General features: G+C 37.4%; 41 protein-coding genes, 1 tRNA gene and 1 pseudogene. 7 read left to right on the top strand and 36 right to left on the bottom strand.

The annotated features are described in order from the left end of the window. Positions 1-29: 29 nt before the first annotated feature. From ACQ4QH_RS07465 to ACQ4QH_RS07530, 14 genes are all read right to left on the bottom strand, one after another. Complete coding sequence (locus tag ACQ4QH_RS07465) at positions 30-611, bottom strand: major tail protein (RefSeq protein ID WP_439818372.1); 582 nt, start codon at positions 609-611, stop codon at positions 30-32. Position 612: 1 nt separating this feature from the next. Next, a complete protein-coding gene (locus tag ACQ4QH_RS07470) occupies positions 613-945 on the bottom strand; it encodes a hypothetical protein (RefSeq protein WP_439818373.1) in 333 nt (110 codons plus the stop codon). Next, a complete protein-coding gene (locus ACQ4QH_RS07475) occupies positions 942-1298 on the bottom strand; it encodes an HK97 gp10 family phage protein (RefSeq protein WP_439818374.1) in 357 nt (118 codons plus the stop codon). The genes ACQ4QH_RS07470 and ACQ4QH_RS07475 overlap by 4 nt, the downstream gene beginning before the upstream one ends. Continuing rightward, on the bottom strand, positions 1285-1593 hold the full coding sequence (locus ACQ4QH_RS07480) for a hypothetical protein (RefSeq protein ID WP_439818375.1): 309 nt from the start codon (positions 1591-1593) through the stop codon (positions 1285-1287). Before ACQ4QH_RS07480 ends, ACQ4QH_RS07475 begins: the two co-directional genes overlap by 14 nt. Next, complete coding sequence (locus ACQ4QH_RS07485) at positions 1583-1897, bottom strand: phage head-tail connector protein (protein ID WP_439818376.1); 315 nt, start codon at positions 1895-1897, stop codon at positions 1583-1585. Before ACQ4QH_RS07485 ends, ACQ4QH_RS07480 begins: the two co-directional genes overlap by 11 nt. Positions 1898-1937: 40 nt before the next feature. After that, complete coding sequence (locus ACQ4QH_RS07490; protein ID WP_439818377.1) at positions 1938-2120, bottom strand: HeH/LEM domain-containing protein; 183 nt, start codon at positions 2118-2120, stop codon at positions 1938-1940. Beyond that, positions 2083-3288, bottom strand: a complete 1206-nt coding sequence (locus tag ACQ4QH_RS07495) for a phage major capsid protein (RefSeq protein WP_439818378.1) — start codon at positions 3286-3288, stop codon at positions 2083-2085. The genes ACQ4QH_RS07490 and ACQ4QH_RS07495 overlap by 38 nt, the downstream gene beginning before the upstream one ends. Before the next feature lie 11 nt (positions 3289-3299). Beyond that, positions 3300-3851, bottom strand: a complete 552-nt coding sequence (locus tag ACQ4QH_RS07500; protein ID WP_439818379.1) for an HK97 family phage prohead protease — start codon at positions 3849-3851, stop codon at positions 3300-3302. Beyond that, positions 3829-4983, bottom strand: a complete 1155-nt coding sequence (locus ACQ4QH_RS07505) for a phage portal protein (protein WP_439818380.1) — start codon at positions 4981-4983, stop codon at positions 3829-3831. Before ACQ4QH_RS07505 ends, ACQ4QH_RS07500 begins: the two co-directional genes overlap by 23 nt. Then, positions 4983-5168: a hypothetical protein gene (locus tag ACQ4QH_RS07510; RefSeq protein ID WP_439818381.1), complete on the bottom strand. Its 186-nt coding sequence runs from the start codon at positions 5166-5168 to the stop codon at positions 4983-4985. Before ACQ4QH_RS07510 ends, ACQ4QH_RS07505 begins: the two co-directional genes overlap by 1 nt. Further along, entirely contained in the window at positions 5165-6919 is a 1755-nt protein-coding gene (locus tag ACQ4QH_RS07515; protein ID WP_439818382.1) for a terminase large subunit, read from the bottom strand. Before ACQ4QH_RS07515 ends, ACQ4QH_RS07510 begins: the two co-directional genes overlap by 4 nt. Then, entirely contained in the window at positions 6919-7407 is a 489-nt protein-coding gene (locus ACQ4QH_RS07520) for a phage terminase small subunit P27 family (protein WP_439818383.1), read from the bottom strand. The genes ACQ4QH_RS07515 and ACQ4QH_RS07520 overlap by 1 nt, the downstream gene beginning before the upstream one ends. 158 nt (positions 7408-7565) lie before the next feature. After that, positions 7566-8057: an HNH endonuclease gene (locus tag ACQ4QH_RS07525; protein ID WP_439818384.1), complete on the bottom strand. Its 492-nt coding sequence runs from the start codon at positions 8055-8057 to the stop codon at positions 7566-7568. A gap of 143 nt (positions 8058-8200) precedes the next feature. Then, entirely contained in the window at positions 8201-8512 is a 312-nt protein-coding gene (locus ACQ4QH_RS07530) for a hypothetical protein (RefSeq protein ID WP_439818385.1), read from the bottom strand. Positions 8513-8669: 157 nt separating this feature from the next. On the opposite strand from ACQ4QH_RS07530, the gene ACQ4QH_RS07535 reads away from it, so the two are divergent. Further along, positions 8670-8879 carry a hypothetical protein gene (locus tag ACQ4QH_RS07535; protein WP_439818386.1) on the top strand — a complete coding sequence of 70 codons (210 nt, stop codon included), beginning with the start codon at positions 8670-8672 and terminating at the stop codon, positions 8877-8879. A gap of 119 nt (positions 8880-8998) precedes the next feature. On the opposite strand, the gene ACQ4QH_RS07540 is transcribed toward ACQ4QH_RS07535, so the two are convergent. From ACQ4QH_RS07540 to ACQ4QH_RS07615, 16 genes and pseudogenes are all read right to left on the bottom strand, one after another. Further along, positions 8999-9205 (bottom strand): CsbD family protein, encoded by a 207-nt coding sequence (locus tag ACQ4QH_RS07540; RefSeq protein ID WP_439818387.1) that lies wholly within the window; start codon positions 9203-9205, stop codon positions 8999-9001. A 703-nt stretch (positions 9206-9908) separates the two neighbouring features. Further along, the gene (locus ACQ4QH_RS07545; RefSeq protein ID WP_439818388.1) at positions 9909-10349 is read right to left on the bottom strand and encodes a DUF722 domain-containing protein; all 441 of its coding nucleotides are present in this window, start codon (positions 10347-10349) and stop codon (positions 9909-9911) included. Between the two features lie 424 nt (positions 10350-10773). After that, positions 10774-11229: pseudogene (locus tag ACQ4QH_RS07550) on the bottom strand (GAF domain-containing protein). Between the two features lie 64 nt (positions 11230-11293). Beyond that, positions 11294-11992, bottom strand: coding sequence for a nicotinamide riboside transporter PnuC (gene pnuC, locus ACQ4QH_RS07555; protein ID WP_439818389.1), 699 nt, complete (start codon positions 11990-11992; stop codon positions 11294-11296). Positions 11993-12116: 124 nt separating this feature from the next. Continuing rightward, a complete protein-coding gene (locus ACQ4QH_RS07560) occupies positions 12117-12302 on the bottom strand; it encodes a hypothetical protein (RefSeq protein ID WP_439818390.1) in 186 nt (61 codons plus the stop codon). Then, a complete protein-coding gene (locus ACQ4QH_RS07565; RefSeq protein WP_439818391.1) occupies positions 12302-12730 on the bottom strand; it encodes a hypothetical protein in 429 nt (142 codons plus the stop codon). The genes ACQ4QH_RS07560 and ACQ4QH_RS07565 overlap by 1 nt, the downstream gene beginning before the upstream one ends. A gap of 91 nt (positions 12731-12821) precedes the next feature. Then, positions 12822-13070: a hypothetical protein gene (locus tag ACQ4QH_RS07570; RefSeq protein ID WP_439818392.1), complete on the bottom strand. Its 249-nt coding sequence runs from the start codon at positions 13068-13070 to the stop codon at positions 12822-12824. A gap of 139 nt (positions 13071-13209) precedes the next feature. Further along, positions 13210-13551, bottom strand: a complete 342-nt coding sequence (locus ACQ4QH_RS07575; protein ID WP_439818393.1) for a hypothetical protein — start codon at positions 13549-13551, stop codon at positions 13210-13212. After that, on the bottom strand, positions 13544-13990 hold the full coding sequence (locus ACQ4QH_RS07580) for a dTDP-glucose pyrophosphorylase (protein WP_439818394.1): 447 nt from the start codon (positions 13988-13990) through the stop codon (positions 13544-13546). The genes ACQ4QH_RS07575 and ACQ4QH_RS07580 overlap by 8 nt, the downstream gene beginning before the upstream one ends. Then, a complete protein-coding gene (locus ACQ4QH_RS07585; protein ID WP_439818395.1) occupies positions 13990-14514 on the bottom strand; it encodes a hypothetical protein in 525 nt (174 codons plus the stop codon). The genes ACQ4QH_RS07580 and ACQ4QH_RS07585 overlap by 1 nt, the downstream gene beginning before the upstream one ends. A 175-nt stretch (positions 14515-14689) precedes the next feature. Continuing rightward, entirely contained in the window at positions 14690-15013 is a 324-nt protein-coding gene (locus tag ACQ4QH_RS07590) for a helix-turn-helix domain-containing protein (RefSeq protein ID WP_439818396.1), read from the bottom strand. 20 nt (positions 15014-15033) lie between these two features. Next, positions 15034-15696 carry a hypothetical protein gene (locus ACQ4QH_RS07595; protein ID WP_439818397.1) on the bottom strand — a complete coding sequence of 221 codons (663 nt, stop codon included), beginning with the start codon at positions 15694-15696 and terminating at the stop codon, positions 15034-15036. Between the two features lie 13 nt (positions 15697-15709). Beyond that, a complete protein-coding gene (locus ACQ4QH_RS07600) occupies positions 15710-16630 on the bottom strand; it encodes a recombinase RecT (protein ID WP_439818398.1) in 921 nt (306 codons plus the stop codon). 221 nt (positions 16631-16851) lie between these two features. Then, a complete protein-coding gene (locus tag ACQ4QH_RS07605; RefSeq protein ID WP_439818399.1) occupies positions 16852-17058 on the bottom strand; it encodes a hypothetical protein in 207 nt (68 codons plus the stop codon). Between the two features lie 110 nt (positions 17059-17168). Continuing rightward, positions 17169-17399: a hypothetical protein gene (locus tag ACQ4QH_RS07610; protein WP_439818400.1), complete on the bottom strand. Its 231-nt coding sequence runs from the start codon at positions 17397-17399 to the stop codon at positions 17169-17171. A gap of 205 nt (positions 17400-17604) precedes the next feature. Beyond that, positions 17605-18276 carry a BRO family protein gene (locus ACQ4QH_RS07615; protein WP_439818401.1) on the bottom strand — a complete coding sequence of 224 codons (672 nt, stop codon included), beginning with the start codon at positions 18274-18276 and terminating at the stop codon, positions 17605-17607. 77 nt (positions 18277-18353) lie between these two features. On the opposite strand from ACQ4QH_RS07615, the gene ACQ4QH_RS07620 reads away from it, so the two are divergent. Then, positions 18354-18527, top strand: a complete 174-nt coding sequence (locus tag ACQ4QH_RS07620; protein WP_439818402.1) for a hypothetical protein — start codon at positions 18354-18356, stop codon at positions 18525-18527. On the opposite strand, the gene ACQ4QH_RS07625 is transcribed toward ACQ4QH_RS07620, so the two are convergent. Then, positions 18516-18824 carry a hypothetical protein gene (locus ACQ4QH_RS07625; RefSeq protein ID WP_439818403.1) on the bottom strand — a complete coding sequence of 103 codons (309 nt, stop codon included), beginning with the start codon at positions 18822-18824 and terminating at the stop codon, positions 18516-18518. The two genes, ACQ4QH_RS07620 and ACQ4QH_RS07625, sit on opposite strands and share 12 nt — an antisense overlap. 165 nt (positions 18825-18989) lie before the next feature. Between ACQ4QH_RS07625 and ACQ4QH_RS07630 the strand changes: the two genes are divergently transcribed. After that, complete coding sequence (locus tag ACQ4QH_RS07630) at positions 18990-19202, top strand: hypothetical protein (protein WP_439818404.1); 213 nt, start codon at positions 18990-18992, stop codon at positions 19200-19202. Here ACQ4QH_RS07630 and ACQ4QH_RS07635 read toward each other — a convergent pair. Next, complete coding sequence (locus tag ACQ4QH_RS07635) at positions 19199-19357, bottom strand: hypothetical protein (protein WP_439818405.1); 159 nt, start codon at positions 19355-19357, stop codon at positions 19199-19201. The two genes, ACQ4QH_RS07630 and ACQ4QH_RS07635, sit on opposite strands and share 4 nt — an antisense overlap. Positions 19358-19366: 9 nt before the next feature. Beyond that, on the bottom strand, positions 19367-19597 hold the full coding sequence (locus ACQ4QH_RS07640) for a hypothetical protein (RefSeq protein ID WP_439818406.1): 231 nt from the start codon (positions 19595-19597) through the stop codon (positions 19367-19369). 257 nt (positions 19598-19854) lie between these two features. Here ACQ4QH_RS07640 and ACQ4QH_RS07645 point away from each other — a divergent pair, with 257 nt between their 5' ends. The 4 genes from ACQ4QH_RS07645 (at position 19855) to ACQ4QH_RS07660 (ending at position 22513) form a co-directional block, all read left to right on the top strand. Continuing rightward, entirely contained in the window at positions 19855-20199 is a 345-nt protein-coding gene (locus ACQ4QH_RS07645; protein ID WP_439818407.1) for a helix-turn-helix domain-containing protein, read from the top strand. A 3-nt stretch (positions 20200-20202) separates the two neighbouring features. Continuing rightward, complete coding sequence (locus ACQ4QH_RS07650) at positions 20203-20613, top strand: hypothetical protein (RefSeq protein ID WP_439818408.1); 411 nt, start codon at positions 20203-20205, stop codon at positions 20611-20613. Between the two features lie 47 nt (positions 20614-20660). Next, positions 20661-21266 carry a DUF5067 domain-containing protein gene (locus tag ACQ4QH_RS07655; RefSeq protein ID WP_439818409.1) on the top strand — a complete coding sequence of 202 codons (606 nt, stop codon included), beginning with the start codon at positions 20661-20663 and terminating at the stop codon, positions 21264-21266. Positions 21267-21433: 167 nt separating this feature from the next. Continuing rightward, entirely contained in the window at positions 21434-22513 is a 1080-nt protein-coding gene (locus tag ACQ4QH_RS07660) for a tyrosine-type recombinase/integrase (protein ID WP_439818410.1), read from the top strand. A 149-nt stretch (positions 22514-22662) separates the two neighbouring features. On the opposite strand, the gene ACQ4QH_RS07665 is transcribed toward ACQ4QH_RS07660, so the two are convergent. The 3 genes from ACQ4QH_RS07665 to ACQ4QH_RS07675 all read right to left on the bottom strand — a co-directional run bounded on the left by ACQ4QH_RS07665 (position 22663) and on the right by ACQ4QH_RS07675 (position 24346). Then, a tRNA-Arg gene (locus tag ACQ4QH_RS07665) sits at positions 22663-22736 on the bottom strand. Between the two features lie 64 nt (positions 22737-22800). After that, on the bottom strand, positions 22801-23316 hold the full coding sequence (locus tag ACQ4QH_RS07670; RefSeq protein ID WP_439818411.1) for a dUTPase: 516 nt from the start codon (positions 23314-23316) through the stop codon (positions 22801-22803). A gap of 4 nt (positions 23317-23320) precedes the next feature. Next, positions 23321-24346 carry a hypothetical protein gene (locus tag ACQ4QH_RS07675; RefSeq protein WP_439818412.1) on the bottom strand — a complete coding sequence of 342 codons (1026 nt, stop codon included), beginning with the start codon at positions 24344-24346 and terminating at the stop codon, positions 23321-23323. Position 24347: the final 1 nt, after the last annotated feature.

Here is a 24347-nt window from a genome sequence, read left to right on the forward strand (position 1 = left end):
TTTATATGTACGTGGGATAACCCACTTTTTTATTCACCACCAGCTGGCACCGTTGTGCCTGTGAACACTTTGTCATACCATGCGTTATAGACTTCTTCAGGTGTTGCTGAATTAGTCTTAGTTTTAACATCGCCAGAATATGGATCAGGTGCAGCCGTAAATTCAAGTTCTTGCGTATTAACATCGACCTTGTCTTCCTTAGACTTCGAACCGTCACCCGGACGAGACAATGATACGTTGAATAATAAATGACGAGTCGCTTTTTGGTCGCCATCAAACTCAAACATCAATGCAATACGCTTAATCTTTGAATTAGCATTTTCTGTTGACACACCTTTGCTGTCATCAAGACCAAGCACATCTTTTTCAAATGCTTCGGTTAACTTGGAAATAGTTAGCTTACCTGTATAACCTTGGTTGTTGTCAGCACTGAAATACTTTGTGTCATCAGCGTAAAATTCAATACCATCACCATTTGCGTCAAGCGTTAATTCTGTTGCACCAGGTAAAGCAGCTGGTGTCCCATAAGAAATTTTTGTACCATCATCTGTAATGATGGCGTAGTGCGTATTTTTCAAACCATAGGTGACTTTGTTTTCACTTGTAGCCATATTATTTCTCCATTTCTAAATCAAATTCATAAATTACTTCGTACATCTTCTCATCGTCAATGTATTGCTCACTGATATTAGGAACGATACCCAAACCGTTCAAAAATGTTTCAACACGCGCTTCCAAGTCTTCATCTTTGGAATCTGTGTACAGCTCAATATTCATTGAACGCACTTTGAAGTAGCTTTGGTCATCGGCTATCATGTCATCACGTTCAACAACGTAATACACGGTATAAGGCAAGGCAGGTGCCTTACCAACCGTCCAATGATGATACGCAGACGGTAGACCGGTAGTATTTTTTAGTTGCTGATAAAAATCACTTAATTTCATGACAACTCCTTTCTGACGACTGCTTCAAATTCATTGATAACCATTTGTTCAACTGGCTTAATGTGAGTGAACCCTTTAGAACGTCCACCGTTCCGCAAAGCATGTCCAAACTCCAATAAATGTGTCAGTTGGTAATCTGTAGAATTCCAAATTACATAGTTATTTCCAACTTTCTTTAAAGCCCACCCTTTGCGATAACGCCCGGTCCGGTCATTAAAATTACCTGCATTTCGTAACTGTTTAACGGCTTTTTGCCCAACTTCTTTTTTTGCGGCTTGCAAATTGCGTTCAACATCTGAACTATATTGCTTCAAATGTCGCGCTATCTCTTGTGCGAGGTTAATTTCCACCATTAGCCACCCTCCTCATGAGATAAAGCGTTGTTTTATCACCACTTGTTTGCGTCCGGTACACGTCAAACTCATTGTCAAGATATGCGACCTTTTCTTCACCCGCGTAATCAATCGTGTTAATTTGAAATGAGCACTCTGGTTTTAAACCTTTTTGAGCAGCAGCTGAATATTCAGCACGCCCAACTGTAAACGGGTTAGCGTACACTTTGCGTCTAGTCTTAATCGGCTGATAGTTACCAATGTCGTCCTGACCATCAATTTCTGTGATTAAATAAAGGACTGCGTCATACTTCATAATCAGCACCTTGCAAGTATTGTGTTGAGACACTTAACTTGTCCTTTAACTGTTGATACAACGCTCCAAAACGTTCAGCGTCTGGATTGTCATACCCCCAATTAGCTTTCACGTAAAGAAGTATAGCTTGCGTAATCAAAGCATTGTCGTTTGAATTAGCTTTATCAACTAATCCAAATATTTTCAGGTCTGCACGAGCTGCTAAAATCAAATCATTCAATTCTGTATCAAGTTCATCATCAACAACAGTAGAACGAACAGCTACCTTTGCCTTATCAAACAGTGAGTCTTTTTCTTCTGCCATAAAGACCTCCTTAATGGGCTTCACACCCCGTTCGACAGATTTAAGCGTCTGTGTCGTTGACCAATGCTAATAAATCAGCTTTTACAGCGTTAGATGGATAAGACACACTATGTGCATCTAACCACGCCTTAATTTCAGCTACTGTATTAGCGTCGGTTGGTTTAGCTGGCGTTTCATCAGCAGAGTTATTCGCCTGAACTGGGTGTATCAGTGATTGTGACAAACACACCAGCATCTGAATCAGCAGCGGAAACACCGAAGCGCAATACACCTTGCAAAAGTTGACCATAAACATCGTTGTCAACCCAGCGAACTGCCGCATCAGCACGATTTGCATACAATGATGCACGTTTCAAATCACCAATAAACAGTTGCTTAGCACCATCAACTCCACCGAACGCAGTATCTTCAACAACTGTCAATGGCTTACCAAACAAAGTCGTACCAGTAGCATTACCGATTTCTTCCTGCAACAATGGACGACCTGTTGTGTCTTTCAACAAGTCAAGTACATTATATGCAGAAGCTGTCACAACCCATGATAAGTTATAAGCTGGATCAAATGCGGTATTTTTAATGGTCTTCAAATCATCAATCAAAGTAGCTGATGTTGCTGACTTAGGTGTGAATTTTGAAAGCACAGCGGCAATCTTTTCATTTGAAGTATTAACCTTAACTTGGTTAACCCAATTTGATACCAATGCAACCAAGTCAACTTGTGCATCAGCGATAGATTCTTGTGATACGGGAATATAACCACGATAAGTATCAACAGCCCATTCTACGTCAGTAAATTCAGGCTTGCCCAAATCTGGGTTCTTAGCTAATTCAGCAACCGTTGGTAATTTTGTTGAAGCACGTTTCAAAATTGGATAAGTTCCCTTTGCAGTCTTAACCGACGTCTTAGTAACCAAAGTAGACAAATCAGTCACTGTATCAATCGCAGCTTCTGGATTGTAGATGATTTCTTCTGGAATAACGGCACCAACGTCAGTTGATGTGATACCATCACGTTTTTCACCTTTTGAATGTAAGAACTCATTAAGCGAATCACGGTATTCTTTCTTGTGTGTTTTTCCTACTGGTTGTGGCACGTCTCGCACCTCCTTTTTCTTTTCATGTGATCGTTGTTGGTCGTCTACAGGGTCAGCTGGTGGTGTTGGTTGACTGTCATCAGTCTTACCATCTTGCTTGTCTTTATCTTCCTCATCAAGAGTATCAGGCAGAGCATCAACCAATTCCTTCAACTTTTTGATGTCTGATTCATAATCACGGACTTCTGTCATCAATGTGTCTGCATTATCAGCCTTATCAGCAACCGCTTTACGTGCCTCTGTAATTTTTGCTCGCAACTCTGTTTGTTTTTGAGTCAATTCTTCTTGAATCGTCATATTAAATTCTCCTATAATTCACGCTCAATAGCGCTTAGTTCAATAAGTTCCAGTTCTGATGAATGATGTACCTTATCACGTTGTGCAATGGCAACCTTCGTATCTTGATAAGCAGGAATAGGTGTGAGTGTAATCTCAAACAATTCATCAATTTTTAGAATCGTACGAATATCTGCTTCATCTCCCGTTTTCCAAGTTTCGTCAGCAACCGTGAATCCAAACGACATACCTTGAATGTTGCCAACCCGTATATTCTCCAACACGTCATTAGCGAGCGTTGTATTTGGTAATGTTGCATTAAAAAAGACGCCAGTTTGATCAACATTAGTTGTTAACGTTCCTGCGTCTACACGAGCCAACACATTATTAAATTCATGACCATAGAGTAAATACACGTTATCAAAAGAAACGTCCTGAAATGCATTCTTATCAATGTATTCAATAAATCCCCCTAGGTTTTGTGACGGCTTATCAAATACCACTGGATAACCTGTGATAGTTCTGCCATCGGTGCCATCTCGTATCTCAATGTTAGAGATACTATACGTTCTGGTTTCCCGCATCTGTTGTCTCCTTTCCTGCTGCATTTTCTTGACCAACCACGTTAATCAAATCGGGTGTAACTAAGTCACTATGACTGTCTTTAAGGATTTCAAGACCCAAAGCCGAACTAATTGCACCGCCTTTAATCAAATTAGTTGTCCGCTGTTCAAGCATGGCCCCATCTAAGTCAGTAGCTTCACGGATATCTGCAATAATATGCTCGCCATACTTCATAGATAATTCTTCCAACACCGGTGAAAGATAACGCCCGATCGTATTGTTATATGTCGCTCGTATCTGATCAGCATTGGAATGTTCCGATTCGCTTCCTAACATATCTGATGGCAACATAAATGCCTTAGCAATCTGAGCACGAGTCCAATCAGTAGCGGTCAATAATTTTGCAACATCACTTTTGACTTCTAATTGTGAGTAGTCAAACGTACCGTCCATAACCATTACTCGACCAGCATTTGCACCTGTATTAGCATCTTCAAATGCTGTACGAACAGCTTCACGACCTTCCTTGTTCAACCTCTGTCCAGTGGTTAATTTCAACATGGCGCTTGGATTAGCAGACTTATTAAAAACTGAATTAGCCAGCTTATTATTACCTTCTTGTAATGTCAATTCAGCAGCTAAGGCAGTTAACGGACTTTTACCGGTTAAACCACCATCAGTTGAAAGCAATCGCAAATGAATCACGTCATCTGCTGGCACATTCTTCAAATCATCTTCTTGCGTACCATTAAATGTAATGTCGTAAGTAGTTATTTGACCATCATCCGTTAAATACTGTTGAATATGAGATGGCGAGACAAATTCAAGGTATTCGCCAGAGCTATCAGCCCGTCTCACAGCGTAGGCATTACCCGTCAACAACATTTGCGCAACCATTGACTGGAAAAAGTTAAATCGGTTAGTAACACGACTTGGTTTGCCCAATAACTTATCAATTTTTTGTTTATCAGGCGAATGAAATTTAACACGGGCAATATCAGAACTAATGATATTAACGGCAGTCCATACGTCACTGTTTTTTAAAGCTCTATCAGCGCTTATATAGCCACCATCTAAAACCGTTTGATTGCTAGATAACGTACGTGAATTTCCTGAACCTCTAATGGGTTGGTTCCTTTTTTCAAAAAACATCATTCGCCTCCTTTATTGGCACGCGTAAAGTAACTAATTAGCAGTAAAAATGCTCCCAATACCGTAAAACCAATAATTAAGTGCAATAAAAAAGCAGCATACGTAATTGCAGCTGCTCCCAAAAGTGAAGTGATGTCTGATATGTTTTTAAACAGCCAGTTGACTGTATTTTTAATCATTTTCAAAAGCCAAAACCTCCACTTGTAAAATATTCGTTAATCTGGTCATCATTCATTCTGGCAAATTCGCTCTGTTCTGTTGCAGCGAAGTCTTCAAAATGATAAATACCTTGTTTCAAGGCGTCAACTAAGGCATCGACCAAGTCAATTTTTAACGTGGCCTTATTTTTATCAATTTTGATACCGTTATTGTCACTTGTGACAACTGCGTTCATCAATGACTTCTCCATCATTGGATCATCTAGCCTTGTGACACGTCCCTCAATAAAACTATCTTGTAGCCACTTTGTTGGTTCGTTTAAACTTAGTGAACCTTGCCTGACTGGCAACATCGTCCAAGTTGTCGCTTCCTCAATTGTTTGAATAAAGGCATAAGCATGTGCCGCATCATAAGCGAACACTAAGACTTCCAGTTCATACTCTTCCACAAAATCCATTAACCACTGATAGACAAAACCATTATCAATTAAGCCATGTCTGTGCTGTGTAATATCAGCGAATCCCTTAGCTTCCATATCACGGTAGTTAATACCGTCCTGTTTTTCCTTAGCTTCAATGTTGCCAGCTTTATGCCAAGGTATAAACGAATGTTGATACAAATGGAAGCGTTGTTCACCGGTTTTATCAAGATATGGGAATACAAATGCTAGTGCTGCATCATCACTCGTCATAGAATTATCGAAACCAATGTAAACTTGACGATTGTGCATGTCAAAATCAGGAATAACAGCATTTTGCACGTCTTCCAGTGAAAAAGCAGCATTTTCTTCTGCATTTAGCCAAATATTCATGTTTTTTACAAGAAAATCGTTGATTTTTCCCTGTGACATGAGTGTATTTCGCTCTGAAACCAAACCATTTAACAGTTTCATATGCTGACTTTCGAGACCTAATAATGGGTTTGACTTCTCCCAAGTTTCTGGTTTAAACACTTCATCAGGACTATCTTGTGACCAAATCGCCAAAAAGAAGTCGTCTAACTCATGAGCGCCACTTTTAATGTCATTGGCAACGTTTCTAATATCCTCACGCAATGGTGCGTTAGGGTTTTGGTACGCTGTACTAATCATCAAGAATAACGCTTCTTCAATCTTGACCTGACCTGATGTGATTTTCCCAAATGCCTCTCGACTTTTTTGGTCACCAGCCTCATCAAATATGGCAGTTGTCGCGTGATAACTATCAAACTTACCACCATCGGCTGATAATCTAACGATCACGTTGTTTTTTGACTTCATTGTGATTGTTTCGTATGTATCAGCGATATCTTTATCACGCTTTTTGAAAATACCCTGACGCATTTTGTTGATTGTACCGCGGATATATCCATATAGCTTTTTAGATTGTGCAACCGTATTGGAAGCTACAATGATATCTTGATTATTCTTCTTATAAGACTGTACAAAAAAGTCATAAGTTGCTAAAACACTAGCTAAATAAGTCTTACCTTGACCACGTGCGATACTAGCAATAGCTTTTCGATATCGCTTACCACCCGTTTTTTTATTTCGCCAACCGACTAATGACCCTAAAATAAATACCTCCCAATCCATCAGTGGCATTGGAACCCCTGTATCTGGATCAGGTACGTATTTGGCAAACAATAAAAGACCTTCAACGTATTTAGAATCAAACTCATAATCCCAATCTTTACGTTTCAAGTCTTCAAGATGCCGTTTAGCACTCAATATTAATAGCTCACCAGCTACTCTTTTCCCACTCACAACATCGTGAGCATATTGTGTCACTTTGTCCATTAATAACCTCCCATTTTAGCGACAATATCATCCGTTTCATCGTTATCATTTTCAGAAGTAATATCAGCCAAAATAGAACTACGACTAATTGGGTCTAATCCCAGTGACGAGCCTAACGATTTGATATTTTTAACGGCGTTGTTCAAAACATCAACCGCTGGATTCTTTTTCATTTTGCCATCTTCAAAAATAACCACACCATGTTTGTTAATGATTTCTCTAGCTTGACGACTCACGGATACTTGCACAACAAATTCTTCAAGAATAGAACTATCAAGGTCTTTCAAAATACCTTTACTGTTAAATTCTTGAACAATGTGCTTATATAATGTCTTTTCTTCCGAGGTTAAACGAGCCGGTGGTGATTTAATAGCTTGAAAGTCACTATTATTTTCGATAGCTCGCTTTGCACGTTCAGCACGATCTTTATTTTTTGCATTGACATTATTTAATTTTGGTTTTCGTCCTTGACCTGGTGCATTAGCCACTAAATCACCTCCTTTTCAAATAATTAATTTTGGGAATGGTACAGAAAACAAGAGCTATACTACGTTTTCCTTTTACCAAACCCCATAGCCCCCTATCAGACGCTCACAGAAATATTTTAAACCTATTTGAGTATATCAACTTAACACAATTAAACGTCCTAAATCGTCTTTAATTCATTGAATTTAATTGGAATATATTTTATCTCTTTAACAGGCACAGCATGCTTATTGATAGTGTTCTTATTGCCTGTGCCATAATAGGTTTGTTCCCACTCTGTCTTGGCTTTATGCGAAGCCATAGATGTTAGCACAAGGTTGTTGATATCATCTTTCAACTCTGGTGCAAATTCTATTGGAACAATGTGGTCAACTAACTTGCCAGGTACCACCAAGCCATCACGCAAAGCATACTGATCTAACCCATTATCACGTTCAATAACTTGTTTGCGTAACTGTTTCCATTGCCTAGTCTGGTAGAATGCAATACGCTCTTTAGTCTCGGCATCACGTTGCCTCCTAGTATTGTATGCCTTATCAAATCGCTTTGTATCTCGGGGATGCAGCATGATATGTCGCGCACAATACCTATCATCAAACGGTATCAGCTTATGGCAACCTTGATGTGCGCATGTGTGTACCTTACTTCCCATTGACTATCACCCACCTCGCTTTTTTTTTATTGAATTACTAAATTTTTATATTTGATTGCTAGAAATATTTACACCATTCAAATTCAAATTCGGCAGATCATTTAAAACAATCTTTTGTGAGACTAAACTTATACTATCTGGTGTTACTCTACTTGAGTTTTAACACTTCCATTTTCATCTCTGAAAGTCATACGATAGTAGTTTTCGTGTGCAACAATTTCTGGAGTATTGTCTACATTTTTTGGACGCTTGTCCGCTTTCAACGCAGTTAGTTCAGAATGTAATACATCATTAGCTACTCGTAGCTCGGCAATTCTACTATCAATTTCGTTAGTCAATTCGCGTTTTAATTCATTAAACTCTTTGTGTACCCTGGCATTATGTTCATCAAGTGCTGCTGATTTTTCCAGTGATAATTGCATTAATTCTCGTTTTGTTGCTTTACGTTCAAACATTTCGATTCACCCTTTCGTTCCTTGCGTTTCTTCTTATCAATCGTGCCAATGATCTGATTTTCCAATCTGCGATACCATTCTCTACTCATCTACGTACCTTACCCCTTTTTATAATTTATTTATGCTATACTTTTGATAATTAATTCGGAGGCACGCTATGTTTGAAATTATTATTGATGTATTAGAATTTATTGTGTTCATTTCTGCTATTGGTACTTTTATTGTTTTAAAGCCGTTATTCAAAACATTTACAAGATCCCAAAAAATATGGACAATTATTTTCGTTATATCAACGGTTATCCTATTCTTAATAACGAATATTCCTGATTTTATTAAAGGTTTTACAGAGGGTATTAACGATAAATAATTGGTAACTTACACTTACACCATCATTAAAGATGGTGTTTTTATATTTTCATCTCAATACCCCTTTTCAGTGCAAAATAAAAAGGCAACAATCTTTTGATTGCTACCTTAATTTAGGAATTACTTTTTAAATTTTTTCTTGATATCTTCGGCTACATCTTCTACTGATTCCTTAGCATCCGAAAGTTTGTCCTTCGCCTTACCTAAAATTCCTTGGGCTTTTCCCTCAGCTTCGCGCGATTCATCTCCGGTAACTTTACCTTCAACCTCTTTAGCTTTACCAGCAACTTTGTCCTTGGTACTATCAAACTTATCTTCTAAAGCCATACATGTTCCTCCTCATGAAATCTTACTAGTGTCAAATTGTCATTACATGTATATTTTATATACTAATTTTCTAATAATCAAACAAAAAAGGCTACCCGATTGGATAACCTTTAACAATTAATGTATCTGATGAGTATCGAACTCATTTCTTACTAAATCAGAATCTTTCACCTCACAGAATGGAGATAAATAATTTATTGCATTACCTAATATGCTACAAATACACGCCTATTCATTCAATCTAATTAATATATGGATGAACCAACTTATAATGATTGAACATCATTAACGGTCTCTCTAAATGAATAAGTTCAATAGAATTAACTATACCATTATTATCTCCATTATTCAAAGCATTTCTTTCATTTAATTATCTAGCCACGAGTTACCGTGGACTTTCAAGAGACATCTTCATTCTCTCTATGCAAGTGGTTAGGATTTGCACCTAACAATCTGATATTTTTCAGAGTTTCTAATCGAGTATTATTAGTAACACTCGAGCTTTACCTATTCCGCCACACTTGCTATGAATATTAATCGTCAAATAGTAGCAGCAGACAAAATGTTTAGTACTACGGACGTTAATATGTATGTGGAACAGGAATGAGCAATCACAAAATTAAGAAATAAGATGAATTCATACAACTATTTTTAATCTGTTCCACCATACATATTATGCCCCATATATCAGTCTAAAACGGCTCTAAGCTGGAATTAATGTGGAGCGAAAGTGGGTGGTGGTTAAGCTCTCTCCTAACCAAATACCAACGACTTCTTTGAAATCATCTCGCCATGCCCTAACTGTGCGCTCGTCTACATGTTCATTAAGCGCAATCTTTGCCCACGTTTCATTGTGCCCATACTTGGCAACCAACACACGCTTACGACAATCAACAGTCGTACTTAACATCATCTCAATCATATCTTTTTGATACTGCAAATCTTTTAAATACCTGTCGTTTTGTTCACGTATCATAGACGCTTCAACCGCATTTTTGTAATCGTTCTGCTTACGTCCACCGCCGATATTTTCGTCTGGCGTGCGATCAAAATTATATTTTAGTTCCAGCTTGCGCATTTTCATATTCATTTCTAAGCGCCCTGTAAAATAATCACTCAATAACTTATCTAACCTATCCGCCATTGGCACACCTCCCAAGCATTTTACTATTCCATTATTATATCATGTAACTAACACATTCTTAAATGGAATACAAAGAGAAGTTATCTACCAAATACTTCGTGTAATAGCTGGGAAATCACAATGATAAGAATTATTCCAAGTATTTTAAAATACCAGACATCGCTTCCATAGATGAGCCACAAAACAATGATTAATATTTCCAATAAAAAGATTATATATTTCATACGAAAGTTTCTCCTTATTTAAAGCCAACGCTTCATCAATTATTATGTATCTTAACAAACACATTCTTAAATGTAATTAAAAAACCGTTACACATCAGCATGTAACGGCGTTTTATACACAAAAAAGCCGCCACATACACAATGTGACGACTAACAACTTTAATGTTTACTTTGAAACTAATGGTATCAAAATGGAATTGTTAGACATGTTCTGATAATACTACAGCTAATTCTTCAACTTCTTCTTGTTCAATACTGCTAAAACGATCTAATGACGGTGAATCAATATCAATAACACCGTAAATTTTGTCATTTTTAAAAAGGGGAACTACTAACTCTGACTTGCTATTTGCATCACACGCAATATGACCAGCGAACTCATGAACATCCGGAACAATGATACTTGTTTTTTTCTCAAAAGCTGTTCCTACTACTCCTGATCCTGGTTTAATATGTATGCATGCAACATTACCTTGAAATGGTCATAAATCTAACTCGTTAGTTTCAGAATTATAGATATAAAATCCTGCCCAATTAACATTTTCATAACTCTGAAAAATCAAGGCAGATGCATTGGCAAGGTTGGTAACGACATTCTTTTCTTCTTCTAGAAGTGACTCTAGTTGCTTGGCTACTAAACTTTTAACATTAATCATAAAAATCCTCTTTCTCATTTATACGAAAGTTCTAACATACATTGATAATTTGCATATCAACTATTCATCGCTTATTACCTCGCCAAATACTCCAAAAGCGTCCGTATACGGCAGTTGCTAGGTAGAAACTCATAGTTAGTAACATAGGTAAAGAACTTGCTGAATAGCCTGCAAATAATGCTGACACCCATAAGGCAATATTGACAAAGTCAGACAACAACCAAAGCGTGTAACTATCCCCGTATCCTTTGAAAACATACAAACTAGCAGTTGCTCCAATAATCAACACAATACTGTCCCATAGTGGATTGCTGTCTCCTAGCGCTGTATAAGCCATCATCATTGGATACCAAGCGATTAAGATAAAACCTAATGTCAATATCCAACCTGTCTTGCTTAAGAACTTCACACCGTTCTCAATCTTATGTCCCCATGTTTTCCAAGTGAATATAAGTGGCAAATCAATTAATGCAATAAATACCAACTGATCTAACACACTAGCATAATGTCCTGCCGTCCAATTGATATAGATGAATCCAATTGCACTGATTAGTCCTAGCAGTCCATTAATTGGCTTACCAATCATCATGTAAACTGTACATGCTGAACCTACCAGTGTTGCGACCAGTGTAATTGTTGATAGTCCTGTAATAGGTGCTGATAAATAGAACGCCAACTGTACTCCAATAATGAATGCCAGCATGATTCCACCAGCTGTATTAATACTTCTTAACTCTTTCCCTAACCACCTTAAATAACTCATTGATCTATCCTCTTTTTCAATTAATTTAACTATAACTAATTTTTAAACCGCAACTACCACAATACCTTAATTGTTACTAATTTTTCAAGAAATATTTTTAAGAGTTACTATGCTTTATCCACCATTAGCCTTCCTCCTGACCGTTTTCAGCTAAATCAAACGCTACTGGTAGAAATCCGTAATTATCGCCATAAATTATCGTACGTTTGTCTAACAAATCTGTTGCTTCTTCAGCTGTCATGTGTACATCTTGATGAATTGAATGTAACTGACCATGTTCCACGAAAGCTGCACTATAAAATCTAATCATTAGTCCACCTCTACTTGAACCACTTCCTGATGAGCATTAGCCCAACTCTCAGCTTCTTCACGGGTATCAAAATAGGTAGCCCAATCATAGTCAAATTCTACAGTTGCATTAGTTAATTCAGATGAACTGATAACCAATCGAACATAGGAATGCCTATTATTGTCGCCCACCTTTTTACTCCTCACAATCCATTTCTTTTGTTTCTCGACTTCAAACACATCTTCGCCATTCACCCAACGAATGATTGCGATGAGGCGATTATTGCTTCCAGGAGTCCCATTACACGAATTATTCCACCACTCTTTAACTACTAGTGGCAAATCATGAATATCAAATGAACTGATAAAACTACGAACTAGCCCGTTACTAGATTTCCACTCTACCAACGCATCATATGCTTCCTTGCTAATCTTCATTTTGTTTTCCATCACCACATACCTCCCGATTTGCTAATCATTAATACTAGAATTATGCCTAGCACCATGCACAAAATTATTAATAACCCAATTACAGTTGTCGTCATAACCCCACCCGATTAATTACAAATATCAGGAAGATAGCTGTTATGAGTAGCAACACAGCTACAATGCATAGCCCAACCATCGTGAACGTCAAATCTTCACTAATACGGTCCAAATCTTTATCGTGTTTCGTCTTGATATTCATAATTGCTTGACGAACTAGAGCATCTAGCTCATGTTCACCACGAATGGTACTTTTATCTTTTTGAATTACTGTTTCATCAGTATCTACTTTGTTCTGCTTCATTAGCCCACCACCTCAATTATGGTTTCGCAAATTATCCCAACAATTGTTAACAAAGCTATGAGGAGCATTGCTAATTTACCTGGTGCAATATTTTTCATTTCTATACGGACTTGCAGTCTTTTCACCCTTGGCTGTTGCTTTATTTACCATTAACCACTCTTCTGAGTTCAATCATTTGTGGATCATAATCTGGCACATGGGCATCATCAAAATGAATTTTGTAGCCATTCTCCCAGCTATCAATGTTGTACCGTGATTCGAGTATGTGAATTAACTCAAACATTTTCTTAGTATCAATTTTGAATTCATCCTTTGGCCTCGACTGCGCTATGTCGTGTTCTTTACGATAGCGGACCCGATAATCACCACTTTTTAACCGTTCTTGGCTCTTCCCCTTATGCTTGGCGATTTTTTCAATCGACCAGCCTTGCGTGTAATAATCAGCAAACTTTGCGTATTGTCTTTCGTATTTTTCACCCATTTTCGCTGTTCCAATCTATTTCAACTCTTGGGTCGTCCTTATCAACCCCCATAAAATCGTCATACGTGGCCACCACGAAGTTTAAATTGTCATTTGGCATAAATACCTGACCTCGGATTGAACTGGCCTGAAAGGCGTCAAAAATGAATTTGTGCGTAAAGGTCCAGTTGTCTAAGTCCGTTCGTCTGTCAGGGAAGTACCACTCAAAATGAAATTTCGTGTACTTGCCAATTGGGTCAAGTCCGTCAACAATTCTCTGGTCAACCAGTGGTATGATTTTTGCTTGAATCTGATGTTTGCGTTTATTAGCAATTATTCTACCTGCTTTCATACCATGAATCATGATCCAATTGTTCAATGTCATTTTTACTAACCGCATTTTGCCCTGCTTTTTCATTGGCAAAATAAATGCACTCAATGGAATTACTATCTTTGCCATTAAAACCTCTTTAATACTCGGTTACCGTTGGCCGTTAATCCAGTTTTGGGTTTATTTGCCAATCGCTCTGCACGAGTTTTTCTTAAATTTATAAATATGTCATGGGTGCCTTTTGCCATTGCCTTAACATTTTCATAGCCAAGCTCTTTGGCCCAACGTTCATTTTGTTGTGTAATCTCATCACTTGTTGGTGCTAGAACTTTACTTTCCTGTTTAATTGGCTGACCAAAACGTCCTTTTTGTCTCCTTCGTTGTAAATCATCTTCATATTTTCCTACTGCCTCTGCATTAGTAGCTCCAGCATTTAACCATCTACTAACATTGTTTTGGACGGATAAACCAGTACTTGCTCCGTTCATGGCAGCTTTACGAATTGCGAGAATAAACATCTTATTGGCTTCTAATTCATTATCAGCATTACTAGATAAGTCACTATAAATGCCTGAAACATCTCCATAGGTCTTATCGTTAATTGGTAATTCTGCTTTCTCCCACTCGATCATGATTCTTTTTTGATTAATCATTTTATTTATCCTTTTTGTTAGTGAGTGAACGTATAAAATTCCCTATTGAGATGAGACTCACTCTAGCTAACACCACCTTAGTATTATTAATAATTAGTATTGTTAAATAATTAGTATTGTTAGGGTGTCCTTTTACTACATGTAGCAAATGCGACACCTGGGTAATGCCTGTACATCAATGTTTACCAGGTGTCTCTTTTGCGACAGGTGGTAAATCATAAATTACTCGTTCCCATTCAGTAATTTGACCACGGTCATTTCTGATAGGTGTTCGTTTAACATAGCCTGCTTTTTCAAGTTCAGCCAAGTTATTCATTACCCATCGTTCGTTATGACCTAAATCTTTGGCAATTTTGCTATTTCGAAATATCCAACCATCCGCCATCGAAAGCATATACATCAGTAATCTATAAGCACTGTTTGTTAAATTCTTATCCTGAAGGGTTTCATTTGGAATTTGAGCAAAATTACCTTTGCGATTAGCTCTCTTAATTGGCATGATATTTCTCCAATTCTGAGTTATTGCTGATCTTCCTTGATAAACTCACTAAGTGGTATCAGCATCTTAATCACATCATTACCGTCATAAAGTGCTTCACGGTCAATTCCTGACACAATGTCACGAATCACATCCTTTAAATGCTTATCTTTTCGCTGATCACTTGCTTCAGCTGCAGCTTGCTTGCGTTGCTCAAATTCACGAATACGAACATCATCAACAATTTTCTTTTCTAGCTTTTTAGCTGGGTTATTTGTTTGGGTCCAATATTCTTCGTTGGCATATTCTGCAGGAGCAGTATAAGATTCCAAATGGTAGTTACCTGATATTTCATCTATCATTGGTTGGATACGTTCTAATCGTTGCCCTTTAATTGATGCTACATAGGGTTTAATCTCGTCATCAAAATCTGCTAACAGGTCATTGGTTAATTCCTCAATAAGTGCAAATTCAGGGTTATGCTCTCTAAATTCGGCCTCTTTTTCTTCCTGATATTGCTTATGCAATTTCTTAATAAATGGTTTAACCTTTGCTACAACTGCACGTTGTTTTTTAGCTTGCGCTAACTCTGTATTGGTCGACACATCAAATGCCTGAATGCCTTGTAATTGTTCCAAAAATTCTTTGGCACCAAATAATTGATCACCTTTAATTTCAACTAAATCAGTATCAACAGTTTTCATGTTTTTATCCCCCCTAAATATCTAAACCTTTAAGAAAATCGTCAGCAGCATTATCATCAAATCCTTTAGCCGGTGTATCAGCTGTTGTTGAGTTTGCTTGTTGTGAAGTTTCTTTTACTGGTTCATCATCTTGAGGCGTTTCAACAGTTTCTTCAGGAACATTAATCACTGGTGTATCCTCAACCGTTGGTTGTTCTACTGGCGTTACATCACGTCTGTCCGAACGATCATCATTAGAAATGGCTTCAGATGCCTGTTGTGATTTAGGCGCATACTTTAGTAAGTCTTTAATAACCGTCTTAATTGCCATCGCATCAAAGTTTGTTCCCCAAGCACTTTTAGGACGAATTTGTTTATTATAGGTGTCCCAAGATTGTGAAAACTTTTCGACATGCTTCAATACTTTTGCCTTGCTCCAATAGTTTTCAATTCGTTTATCGTCTAGATAGTAATAGGCTAAATATCCAACAACATCACTAGGTTCATCAATATCTGGATCATATTCAGAATTACCAATGGTCAGTTCACCATAGATACGGTTATATTTAGGCTTGTTGGCTTCATAAATTTCAATACCAGCCACTTTACCGACACGACCAGTATTTTGAACGAGCTTGATTAAGCCACGATAGCCAAGTTGTAAATTGACATCAACATCTACCGTTTCCCACTTGCCACCGACCTTACGTTTTTTCTCATAAGGAATGACATAAGCTTCCCCTAGGTCTGGTAGTAAACTCAAATCCAATGCTGCTGCTTTTAAGGCAGCCGTGACAATCTTATTTGTTCCCGCTTTAGCCAACAATTCATTGTTGTTAAGCAATGTTGATAACCCCGCTACAAATGATGGTCCTTGTTTATCTAAAATTTGATTGAATTTTTCCTGTACTTTTGGATTATTTAATTGCTTTTGTACTGCTTGTACTTCATTCATGATTTGATTCCTCCACTAATTGTTGAAACTTGATATACGTTGTATTTGGTGCTTTACACCAATCGTCATGATATGAGTTTTCAAAATAATGAACCTCCTTGCCTGTATCTAGTACAGCCCACGTTTCATATTTTTTGTCATATATCGTTCTCCGTGTTATTCTTAGAGGGTAATTTTGTCTCCAAAGCCTAAATTACCCAACGTCTGATCACTCCAAATGATTAGGCGTTTTTTTGTTCACTCTGCCAACGACCTTCATATAACTTAGAACGCAACGTATTGGGCGTTACTTTTAACTCTTTGGCAATCACAGCAAGAAAGCGACTGCGGTTACTATTTTTGATGTTTGGCCATTTATTGCGTATCTTAGCAAACCTCTGATAACGCTCTTCATATTCATCAGTTAAATTTTGATGTTTATTCGCCATTGTTATTCCTTTCTGGTTGACCGCCCACACCGGCTAAGATGCGTATATGGACCCGTGTAAAATCTTTATTTCACATCTCAACCTGTGTCGACGGTCAACCGTTTGTTTAATTAGTTAGTTTGTTCGTTGCGGTGTCGCCACGTCTTTGTCGTGTGCTTAGCCGCCTCTGGTTCGTTGAACATCATCATCACGAACCACTTAACGAAGCGCCCAATGTAGCGAACAATTGCCCCACCGTAGTTGCGAATAACCAAAGCAATCGTCATGATTACCGTTGTCAATGCAATTGCTGGTGGCAATGCTTCTATTACCAACTTCCAAAAGAATGCTGCTTCTGCCATGTCTTATTCCTTTCTAATTCCAACCATTTAGTTTCATATACCGTTCCATGTCTGATTTCTTGTATTTGTATATACGAGAATTAGGCATTTTATTTGGCACATTGCGTTCAAACAGTGGCGTGTGTTGGATAGTTTTTTTGAACGTATTCACACACATACCCAACATTTCACTAGCTTGTTTTTGATTAATCATTTCGCTCATAGACTACACATCCAATTCTGTTTGTTCAGCCTGCATTACCGTTGCAGTTGTTGGTTGCCAACGCTCTATGAAGTCCATAACCATGCCATAATCTTTTGATTTAATTCGTGAACGATTTCTTGCACCGGTAATTTTCTTAATCTGACCGTTTAAATCTTCAAACAATAGATGTCTGTTCTCTTTTGGAATATGGTGTAACTGCACATAGCCATTTACTCTACGGTTCACTTCAACTCCGATAGTTCCGTAATCGGTAGGGTTAATTACCACGTTTTCCTCTAACTTTGTCACTCGATCATCAAGCTCCACACTTGCTTCTAAAGCAAGTCTTGCTTGTTGAGTCGCTGATACTGGTTTTGATTGATAACTTCCAGTCTTGCGAATGCTAGGCAACACCTCATGATTTACCCAGCGCATGAATTTCTTAGCTTCTTTCTTACGGCTTGATCCGATAAAGCTATATAAACCAGCTTCACTAATGATATTTACCTCACCCTGACGCCCTAAGTTAAACTTAGACCGTTCATCATCATCTAATCTATTAAGCGCCATTGTTGTATTGCTTAGGTTTAATGTATTTGCCACATCAGTAGCTACAAACCAAACTTCATCTTCAATTTCAATAGTGCGGATATTTGATTGTTTAAAATCAAATACTTTTACATTATTTGTCATGCTATTTCCTGCTTTCTTTATTGATATAATTGTTTTACTGGCTCATTTGCTTAGTCCTAATGAAAGGAGAAAGTAAAATGTCTGAGGATATAATGTCAAAGGAAGAAACTTTGATTAGATATGCTGCCTTGACAACGTGTTTATCTTTTTTGAAGGATCATCAATTAACTGAAAGTTCTAAAACCGGTCAACTGCTGACTGGTTTAACTGAAGAAATCGTTGATAGTGTTCTTGAAAAATTAAACATCTAGTTTTTTGATTGCTTCAACTCTCGAATTAAATGAAAGAGTTTTATCTCTTGCTATTCGCATAAGTTCTTTTTGTTCCTTCGAAGGTTCATCTAGAAAATTATTTCGACTCGTATTGTCGTTAACCAATACCGTATAAAGTGCTTTATCCACAAAATGAAGTACTTTACTTTTTTGTTTATAAGAGAAGTTTTTCTCTCTCAAAATTTTGGCAATTTCTCTTCCTGCTAATCGCTCGTCAATCGAGAAGCCACTTTCATATGCTGCCAAATCATCTAAATCTTGATTTTCTTGTTCCATGATTTCCTCCTATCTATGGTCAATCCACATTAATTGGATAACGTGAATGATGTTCACTATCAAAATTAGAATTAATATATTGTCATATTTTTCGTATTTTCATTATTTTGTTATACTTAATATCGAGGACCGTAATGTCTCGTCACTTTGAAAGGAGCTACTACCATGGCAATTACACCCAAAAAAGAATTAGAACTTCATGATCTTCGGCACCAACTAGATACTTCACTACGCAATACTGTTAAACATGTAAATGGTCAGGCAAGCATTCGCCTAGCTGACTATCCATCTTTAACTGCCGGCGAAATAGTTTCTGAAGTTAAAGATAGTGGCCATATTGTTCAAAATATTGACAATACTTATTTGACTTTTAATTAGTCATCTACTGAAAAAGTAACTTCCAGTGAATTGATTTTATTAATAGTCTCACTAACCTGTTCGCACTGTTTTGTCGGTGTTTCGGACAGGTTTTTTAGTTCATCTAGTCCGTATACCGTTACGTGTTTAATAATTTTGATTTCATCTTGTTCCATGCTTTCTCCTTATAGTTCCAACCAATTTTCGCCGTCATAGTTTGTATAAGTGAATAACTTGTTTACATATACATATGCTTGGCGGTTATTGGCTTGTCCACCCAACAATTGATAAACATACGATTGTGTCTTACCGATGTAAGTGGCTAATTCATCAACACTAATTTGTTTGTACTCGATATAGTCTTTAAAGGCTTTTCGTGCATCAAACAAAGTTTTGTTTGCTTCCTTAATGCTCATTAGTCTAACCTCCTGTTTAATTTTCAAGTAATTTTACTTGACTAAAATACAACTAAAGTTTAAAATTTAGGCATAGTTAAAAACCGCAATAAATAACTACATTTATCATGTTTACCTCGCCAAAAGTACGTTTGATAATTGCTTGTTTTTTGTTGCTTATTACTTGAATAACTAAATTCTATAACAATAGTTTAAACATGTCAACTTTTTTAAACTATTGTTGTTGTATTTTGTTGTTCATATAGGAGAAATGCTACATGACAACGTTTGAACGAATTAAAATTACCGCTAAGCAACGTGGTTTATCACTCAATCAACTAAATGACAAAGCGAACTTAAAGCAAAATATCATTTATTCTTGGAAAAAGAAAACCCCTTCTGCTGACAGTCTTTCAAAAGTGGCTAACGTATTAGGCGTTTCAGTTGATTACCTTTTAGGCAACACTGAAAATGTAAGTAAAAATTCAGATAATGTTATTGACTTGGATAAGGCATTATCAGATAAAGGAGTTGTTATGAAATTTCAGGGACGTGAATTATCTGATAAAGCAAAGCGTGGTCTTTTGGATATTTTAAATTTAATTGATGGCGATAAGGAATAATATATGTACGAAATCGAAAAGCAAATTGATAAACTCATCTACTCATCTGGTATTTTATTGGAGTATGCTAATTTCAATGAAGATGATCCTGATGTAGTAGTCATTAGAGATAAGAAACCACCGGTTATTGTCATAAACACAAACTTTAAAACGCCTTACCCTATTGTAGCTAGAAAAGCTCACGAACTTTCTCACGTAATTTATGGTAGTGATGAACCAATGCTTTACCATTTTTCAATGGGGTTTAAAAATGAAGCCGAAATCATAGCTAATAAAGGCATGATAACCTTACTAGCTAAGTTAATGTACAACGAAACGCCACTGGAGTATCGCAATTACGCCTACTTTATGGAATGCTTTAAATTGCCGTCATGGTTTGAGTCTGTTGTTAAAGATATAATTAAAGAAATATAAAATACGTGCAATAATGATCCACGTTAAAAACTTTTGGGGTTAAGGTTATGAACAAATTATTTAAAATGGGCGCAGTAACGTTAGTTGCAGTTACTTTGGGAAGCGGCTCGTTGGGAACAATTGCTGCTGTATCTAACAATAATGTTGTTTCTGCAGCAAAAAAACATAAAAAAGCTAAGAAACTAACTGATGGTAGAACCGTTAAGTTGCGTGACATTGACATTAAAATTACTAGTTGGAAAGTTATTCCAGTCGGGCAAAAAGGTAATGAATACGGCAAAAAGCCAGTAATTGCTTTCTGGTATGACACCACCAATAAAACAAATAAAGAGATTGATCCAATTAGCGCTTGGTTAGCCGTGTTCAGTGTTTATCAAGATACTAGTAAGTCACAAGTAAATGAACTTGAGGTTGGTAGTTTACCTGATGAACAATTCTTAGATACACAAACTGAAACTATCAAGAAAAATGGTACGGCATCAAATGCCATTGCCTATGAACTTGATAGTGAGACTGTAAAGGTTAATTTGAAGGCTCACAAAGGTGATGGTGGTAAGTTAATTGCTAAACAAAAAATTGCTATTGAGCAAGCAATGAAAGATGCCAAAGCACAACCAGCACAAAGTACATCATCTGATGATGGCGTTCAATAACAAATAAAAAACACGCACACCCCTATCGCCAAACAAGTGTGTACGTGCATTCCCATATTAACAAAGCGAAGATTTCTGCGCTTTTATTTAACGTATCTATTATAACAGACCTAGGTACGTCTTTAAACTATCTATATTTTTTCAAGAGAGGTTAGGTTTAAATTAATATGGCGAGTATATATAGGCGTAACAAAGGTTGGGCTGCCAGTATATCTGTAAAAACCGATACAGGGTTCAAGACGAAAACCAAATCGGGTTTTAAGACGAAATCAAACGCCAAAGCGTGGGCAACCAAAATGGAAGCTGAAAAGCAAACTCATGGCGTTAGCATGGCAAAAGACCAGCCGTTAGCTGATTATTTTCATAGTTGGTACACGGTATATAAGAAAGATAAAGCCCCCGCTACCTACAAATGGTATGCACATATTGAGACGTATTTACGTCAATATCTGCCAGCAGTCACATTGCAAGGTCTCACACGCCCTATTGCACAAAAGTTTCTTAACACATTAGGCGAAAAGTATGCCACGGCTACTGTCAGAAAAACACGCTCACTACTCCATGAAGCAATTAAATCGGCTATCTATGATGAGTTGATTTTTAAAGACCCCATGAATGGACTAAATGCAATTGGAAAAGACGATAAATCAGCAGAATTGAAATATCTAGAAGAGCCACAAATGAAAGCGTTGGTTAATTATATTCAAGAAATACCCTTGCCTGAACGTGTTGACTCTGATGAAATGATTTTACTAGCGTTGAACACTGGTGCACGCTATGAAGAGTTAGCAGGGCTTACTTGGTCTGATATTAAAACTGGTGCAATCGACATTAACAAAGCATGGGATCAGTTTGAAAGAAATATCAAAGAGCCTAAGACCAGAGCTTCACGGCGCACCGTGAGCGTACCACAGAATGTACTAAACGATTTATTCAGTTGGAAACCGTCTCATAGCTCCGCTGACTTTGTTTTTGGCGACAAACGACCAATTACAAGCGCCAGTGCAAACAAACGTTTAAAACGACTGTTAGAACTTACCCACTCGCCTAAAATAATTTCATTTCATGGTTTACGACATACACACGCTAGTTGGTTATTATCTCACGGAGTTGACATTCAATACGTTTCTGCTCGTCTAGGACATCAATCTGTTTCAATGACGCTAAAAGTTTACACACACATGCTTGATAGAACACGCTCAATCGAGGATGAACACTCGGTTTCTCTGCTAGAAAACTTGCAGTAAATCGGCAGTAAATTTCGTGATTTTCGTTGATATTTGATGATATTTGATGACACTTAAAATACTGTTTAAAACTAAAGAAAACCCTTGATGTATCAACATTTAAGCCGGTATATCAAGGGTTCTCAATAATTTATTAAAATGTATCAAAATGCAACTGGTGGGACTCGAACCCACAACCGCTCGGGTAGAAACCGAGTGCACTATCCAGTTGTGCTACAGTTGCATATCAAATAGATGGAGCAAATATGCATCCGCCTCATCTATTGTACGTTTATTTGCATAATGAATCAAGCATAGTTGTCATTAAAATTTTCCTGAACTGCGAGATGGAGATCATGTTGCGAAATTTTCAACTCCACTAATCCCAATTTCAAAAAGGAACGCCAAGCATGCGAAAAATCTGATTGTCGCTTTTGATGATAGCTATTTAGCAACATCGTCTTAATGCCCATAAATTGATGTGCCAAATGCCTTTGTGGAAAACGTTCAAATTGTGCAATGTCTTCATCAGTCATGACCATTAAATGCGTCCACTGTTGTTTCAAACTGATTGTTAAAAACTGTACAAAAGCCTGACTATATAAAGCTAAGATTTCTTGTTCATTACATAAAGGCTGTTGCCCAGGTACATTTATTAGCACTGACTGCGTTTTGATTGCTAGTTCACTTAAACTAACATCTAAATTCAAATAGTCATTCAGCAAAACTTGTTTCGGACCAATTGGTGTTTCCCATTGTACACTGACATCGTGCATCATGACTCTAGTTTGTCGCAAATACTTCGCAATATCTAACTCCGTCATATGACTACGACTCCTCTGATGTAGTGAGCGGTTGCGGAGACAATACTTCTGGTTGCACTGTGTCCTTTTGGGTCACTGCTTCTTCGTGTGCGGCTACTTCTTTTAAGTCCTGATCAAATACAAGCGGTGCACTTTCAATCTCAATATACCGTCTTTCAACCAAGTACCAAGCGCCAATAAAGTCATAATCCAATAGGACATCCAACCATGACACACTATCCTTGCCGTCGATAACTTGGAAATGCCACCTTTGTGCATCAGTTGCTGTGGCATCGTTAACATAAAAGACACGAACTTCAACATTATTTTCCAAAACTAATCCTGCACCATTTGGAATTGCTTGTAAGAAATAATCTGAATCGGCCGATAATACAAATAGCCGGTCTAAGATTCCTGCAGGCATTTCTTTTTGGCGTAATGGATATAAGAAATCATCTGTTGTTTCCAAAATATTGTAATCCACTTGATAACCAAATGTTGTTGCCATATACCGACCGAAATCAGTTAATAGCGTGACAAGTGGCCGAATACGAGTAACCGTTGTTTTTTTACGGAAATTTTCCACCAACAAATCCGTAATGGCTTCTGCGTTAAAGAAAATTTGTTTCCGAGTTAATGACCAATAGAATAAACGCTTGTCAGTTCCTAACTCTTTAAAATAAGCGCCCCCATTTTGGTCTTGATTAACTTCAAATTGGAAAGTTGCTGGTACATCCAGTTCTGGAAATACAAGCGTTAATTCTTCACGATCTGCCGGTGTTAAAACATCGTACCCTGAGACTTTTGCAAAACTAAGCAGACGATCAAGTGCTAACATATACCAATCTGCTTGCGAGTATTGACGTGGTACAACGACCCATTCAGTATCAAGCGTTGCTGTTGTTAGCTGTTGTGCCAGCAAATGTACTTTCTTAGGATCATTTGCATTGGCTAATTCATTAACTTGCGCCAACAATTGCTGAATTCGACCAATATCATCGGCCAGAATATTAACATATGAATCAACTCGTTTTTGTAGGTGTTCAGTCATT

The sequence above is a fragment of the Weissella paramesenteroides genome, from assembly GCF_051903945.1.
GTDB lineage: Bacteria > Bacillota > Bacilli > Lactobacillales > Lactobacillaceae > Weissella > Weissella paramesenteroides_A.

Excerpts from the sequence above, each read along its gene's own strand:
- ACQ4QH_RS07645 (WP_439818407.1), top strand. The coding sequence starts at position 19,855 with ATGACAACGTTTGAACGAATTAAAATTACCGCTAAGCAACGTGGTTTA.
- ACQ4QH_RS07475 (WP_439818374.1), bottom strand. The coding sequence starts at position 1,298 with ATGGTGGAAATTAACCTCGCACAAGAGATAGCGCGACATTTGAAGCAA.
- ACQ4QH_RS07600 (WP_439818398.1), bottom strand. The coding sequence starts at position 16,630 with ATGAATGAAGTACAAGCAGTACAAAAGCAATTAAATAATCCAAAAGTA.
- ACQ4QH_RS07540 (WP_439818387.1), bottom strand. The coding sequence starts at position 9,205 with ATGGCTTTAGAAGATAAGTTTGATAGTACCAAGGACAAAGTTGCTGGT.
- ACQ4QH_RS07515 (WP_439818382.1), bottom strand. The coding sequence starts at position 6,919 with ATGGACAAAGTGACACAATATGCTCACGATGTTGTGAGTGGGAAAAGA.
- ACQ4QH_RS07505 (WP_439818380.1), bottom strand. The coding sequence starts at position 4,983 with ATGTTTTTTGAAAAAAGGAACCAACCCATTAGAGGTTCAGGAAATTCA.
- ACQ4QH_RS07470 (WP_439818373.1), bottom strand. The coding sequence starts at position 945 with ATGAAATTAAGTGATTTTTATCAGCAACTAAAAAATACTACCGGTCTA.
- ACQ4QH_RS07625 (WP_439818403.1), bottom strand. The coding sequence starts at position 18,824 with ATGGAACAAGAAAATCAAGATTTAGATGATTTGGCAGCATATGAAAGT.
- ACQ4QH_RS07615 (WP_439818401.1), bottom strand. The coding sequence starts at position 18,276 with ATGACAAATAATGTAAAAGTATTTGATTTTAAACAATCAAATATCCGC.
- ACQ4QH_RS07670 (WP_439818411.1), bottom strand. The coding sequence starts at position 23,316 with ATGACGGAGTTAGATATTGCGAAGTATTTGCGACAAACTAGAGTCATG.
- ACQ4QH_RS07605 (WP_439818399.1), bottom strand. The coding sequence starts at position 17,058 with ATGGCGAATAAACATCAAAATTTAACTGATGAATATGAAGAGCGTTAT.
- ACQ4QH_RS07675 (WP_439818412.1), bottom strand. The coding sequence starts at position 24,346 with ATGACTGAACACCTACAAAAACGAGTTGATTCATATGTTAATATTCTG.
- ACQ4QH_RS07480 (WP_439818375.1), bottom strand. The coding sequence starts at position 1,593 with ATGAAGTATGACGCAGTCCTTTATTTAATCACAGAAATTGATGGTCAG.
- ACQ4QH_RS07620 (WP_439818402.1), top strand. The coding sequence starts at position 18,354 with ATGTCTGAGGATATAATGTCAAAGGAAGAAACTTTGATTAGATATGCT.
- ACQ4QH_RS07595 (WP_439818397.1), bottom strand. The coding sequence starts at position 15,696 with ATGAAAACTGTTGATACTGATTTAGTTGAAATTAAAGGTGATCAATTA.
- ACQ4QH_RS07580 (WP_439818394.1), bottom strand. The coding sequence starts at position 13,990 with ATGGCAAAGATAGTAATTCCATTGAGTGCATTTATTTTGCCAATGAAA.
- ACQ4QH_RS07560 (WP_439818390.1), bottom strand. The coding sequence starts at position 12,302 with ATGATTAGATTTTATAGTGCAGCTTTCGTGGAACATGGTCAGTTACAT.
- ACQ4QH_RS07525 (WP_439818384.1), bottom strand. The coding sequence starts at position 8,057 with ATGGGAAGTAAGGTACACACATGCGCACATCAAGGTTGCCATAAGCTG.
- ACQ4QH_RS07535 (WP_439818386.1), top strand. The coding sequence starts at position 8,670 with ATGTTTGAAATTATTATTGATGTATTAGAATTTATTGTGTTCATTTCT.
- ACQ4QH_RS07565 (WP_439818391.1), bottom strand. The coding sequence starts at position 12,730 with ATGGAAAACAAAATGAAGATTAGCAAGGAAGCATATGATGCGTTGGTA.
- ACQ4QH_RS07635 (WP_439818405.1), bottom strand. The coding sequence starts at position 19,357 with ATGGAACAAGATGAAATCAAAATTATTAAACACGTAACGGTATACGGA.
- ACQ4QH_RS07495 (WP_439818378.1), bottom strand. The coding sequence starts at position 3,288 with ATGACGATTCAAGAAGAATTGACTCAAAAACAAACAGAGTTGCGAGCA.
- ACQ4QH_RS07570 (WP_439818392.1), bottom strand. The coding sequence starts at position 13,070 with ATGAAGCAGAACAAAGTAGATACTGATGAAACAGTAATTCAAAAAGAT.
- ACQ4QH_RS07545 (WP_439818388.1), bottom strand. The coding sequence starts at position 10,349 with ATGGCGGATAGGTTAGATAAGTTATTGAGTGATTATTTTACAGGGCGC.
- ACQ4QH_RS07575 (WP_439818393.1), bottom strand. The coding sequence starts at position 13,551 with ATGGGTGAAAAATACGAAAGACAATACGCAAAGTTTGCTGATTATTAC.
- ACQ4QH_RS07650 (WP_439818408.1), top strand. The coding sequence starts at position 20,203 with ATGTACGAAATCGAAAAGCAAATTGATAAACTCATCTACTCATCTGGT.
- ACQ4QH_RS07530 (WP_439818385.1), bottom strand. The coding sequence starts at position 8,512 with ATGTTTGAACGTAAAGCAACAAAACGAGAATTAATGCAATTATCACTG.
- ACQ4QH_RS07640 (WP_439818406.1), bottom strand. The coding sequence starts at position 19,597 with ATGAGCATTAAGGAAGCAAACAAAACTTTGTTTGATGCACGAAAAGCC.
- ACQ4QH_RS07465 (WP_439818372.1), bottom strand. The coding sequence starts at position 611 with ATGGCTACAAGTGAAAACAAAGTCACCTATGGTTTGAAAAATACGCAC.
- ACQ4QH_RS07630 (WP_439818404.1), top strand. The coding sequence starts at position 18,990 with ATGGCAATTACACCCAAAAAAGAATTAGAACTTCATGATCTTCGGCAC.
- ACQ4QH_RS07610 (WP_439818400.1), bottom strand. The coding sequence starts at position 17,399 with ATGGCAGAAGCAGCATTCTTTTGGAAGTTGGTAATAGAAGCATTGCCA.
- pnuC (WP_439818389.1), bottom strand. The coding sequence starts at position 11,992 with ATGAGTTATTTAAGGTGGTTAGGGAAAGAGTTAAGAAGTATTAATACA.
- ACQ4QH_RS07590 (WP_439818396.1), bottom strand. The coding sequence starts at position 15,013 with ATGCCAATTAAGAGAGCTAATCGCAAAGGTAATTTTGCTCAAATTCCA.
- ACQ4QH_RS07655 (WP_439818409.1), top strand. The coding sequence starts at position 20,661 with ATGAACAAATTATTTAAAATGGGCGCAGTAACGTTAGTTGCAGTTACT.
- ACQ4QH_RS07500 (WP_439818379.1), bottom strand. The coding sequence starts at position 3,851 with ATGCGGGAAACCAGAACGTATAGTATCTCTAACATTGAGATACGAGAT.
- ACQ4QH_RS07660 (WP_439818410.1), top strand. The coding sequence starts at position 21,434 with ATGGCGAGTATATATAGGCGTAACAAAGGTTGGGCTGCCAGTATATCT.
- ACQ4QH_RS07585 (WP_439818395.1), bottom strand. The coding sequence starts at position 14,514 with ATGATTAATCAAAAAAGAATCATGATCGAGTGGGAGAAAGCAGAATTA.
- ACQ4QH_RS07485 (WP_439818376.1), bottom strand. The coding sequence starts at position 1,897 with ATGGCAGAAGAAAAAGACTCACTGTTTGATAAGGCAAAGGTAGCTGTT.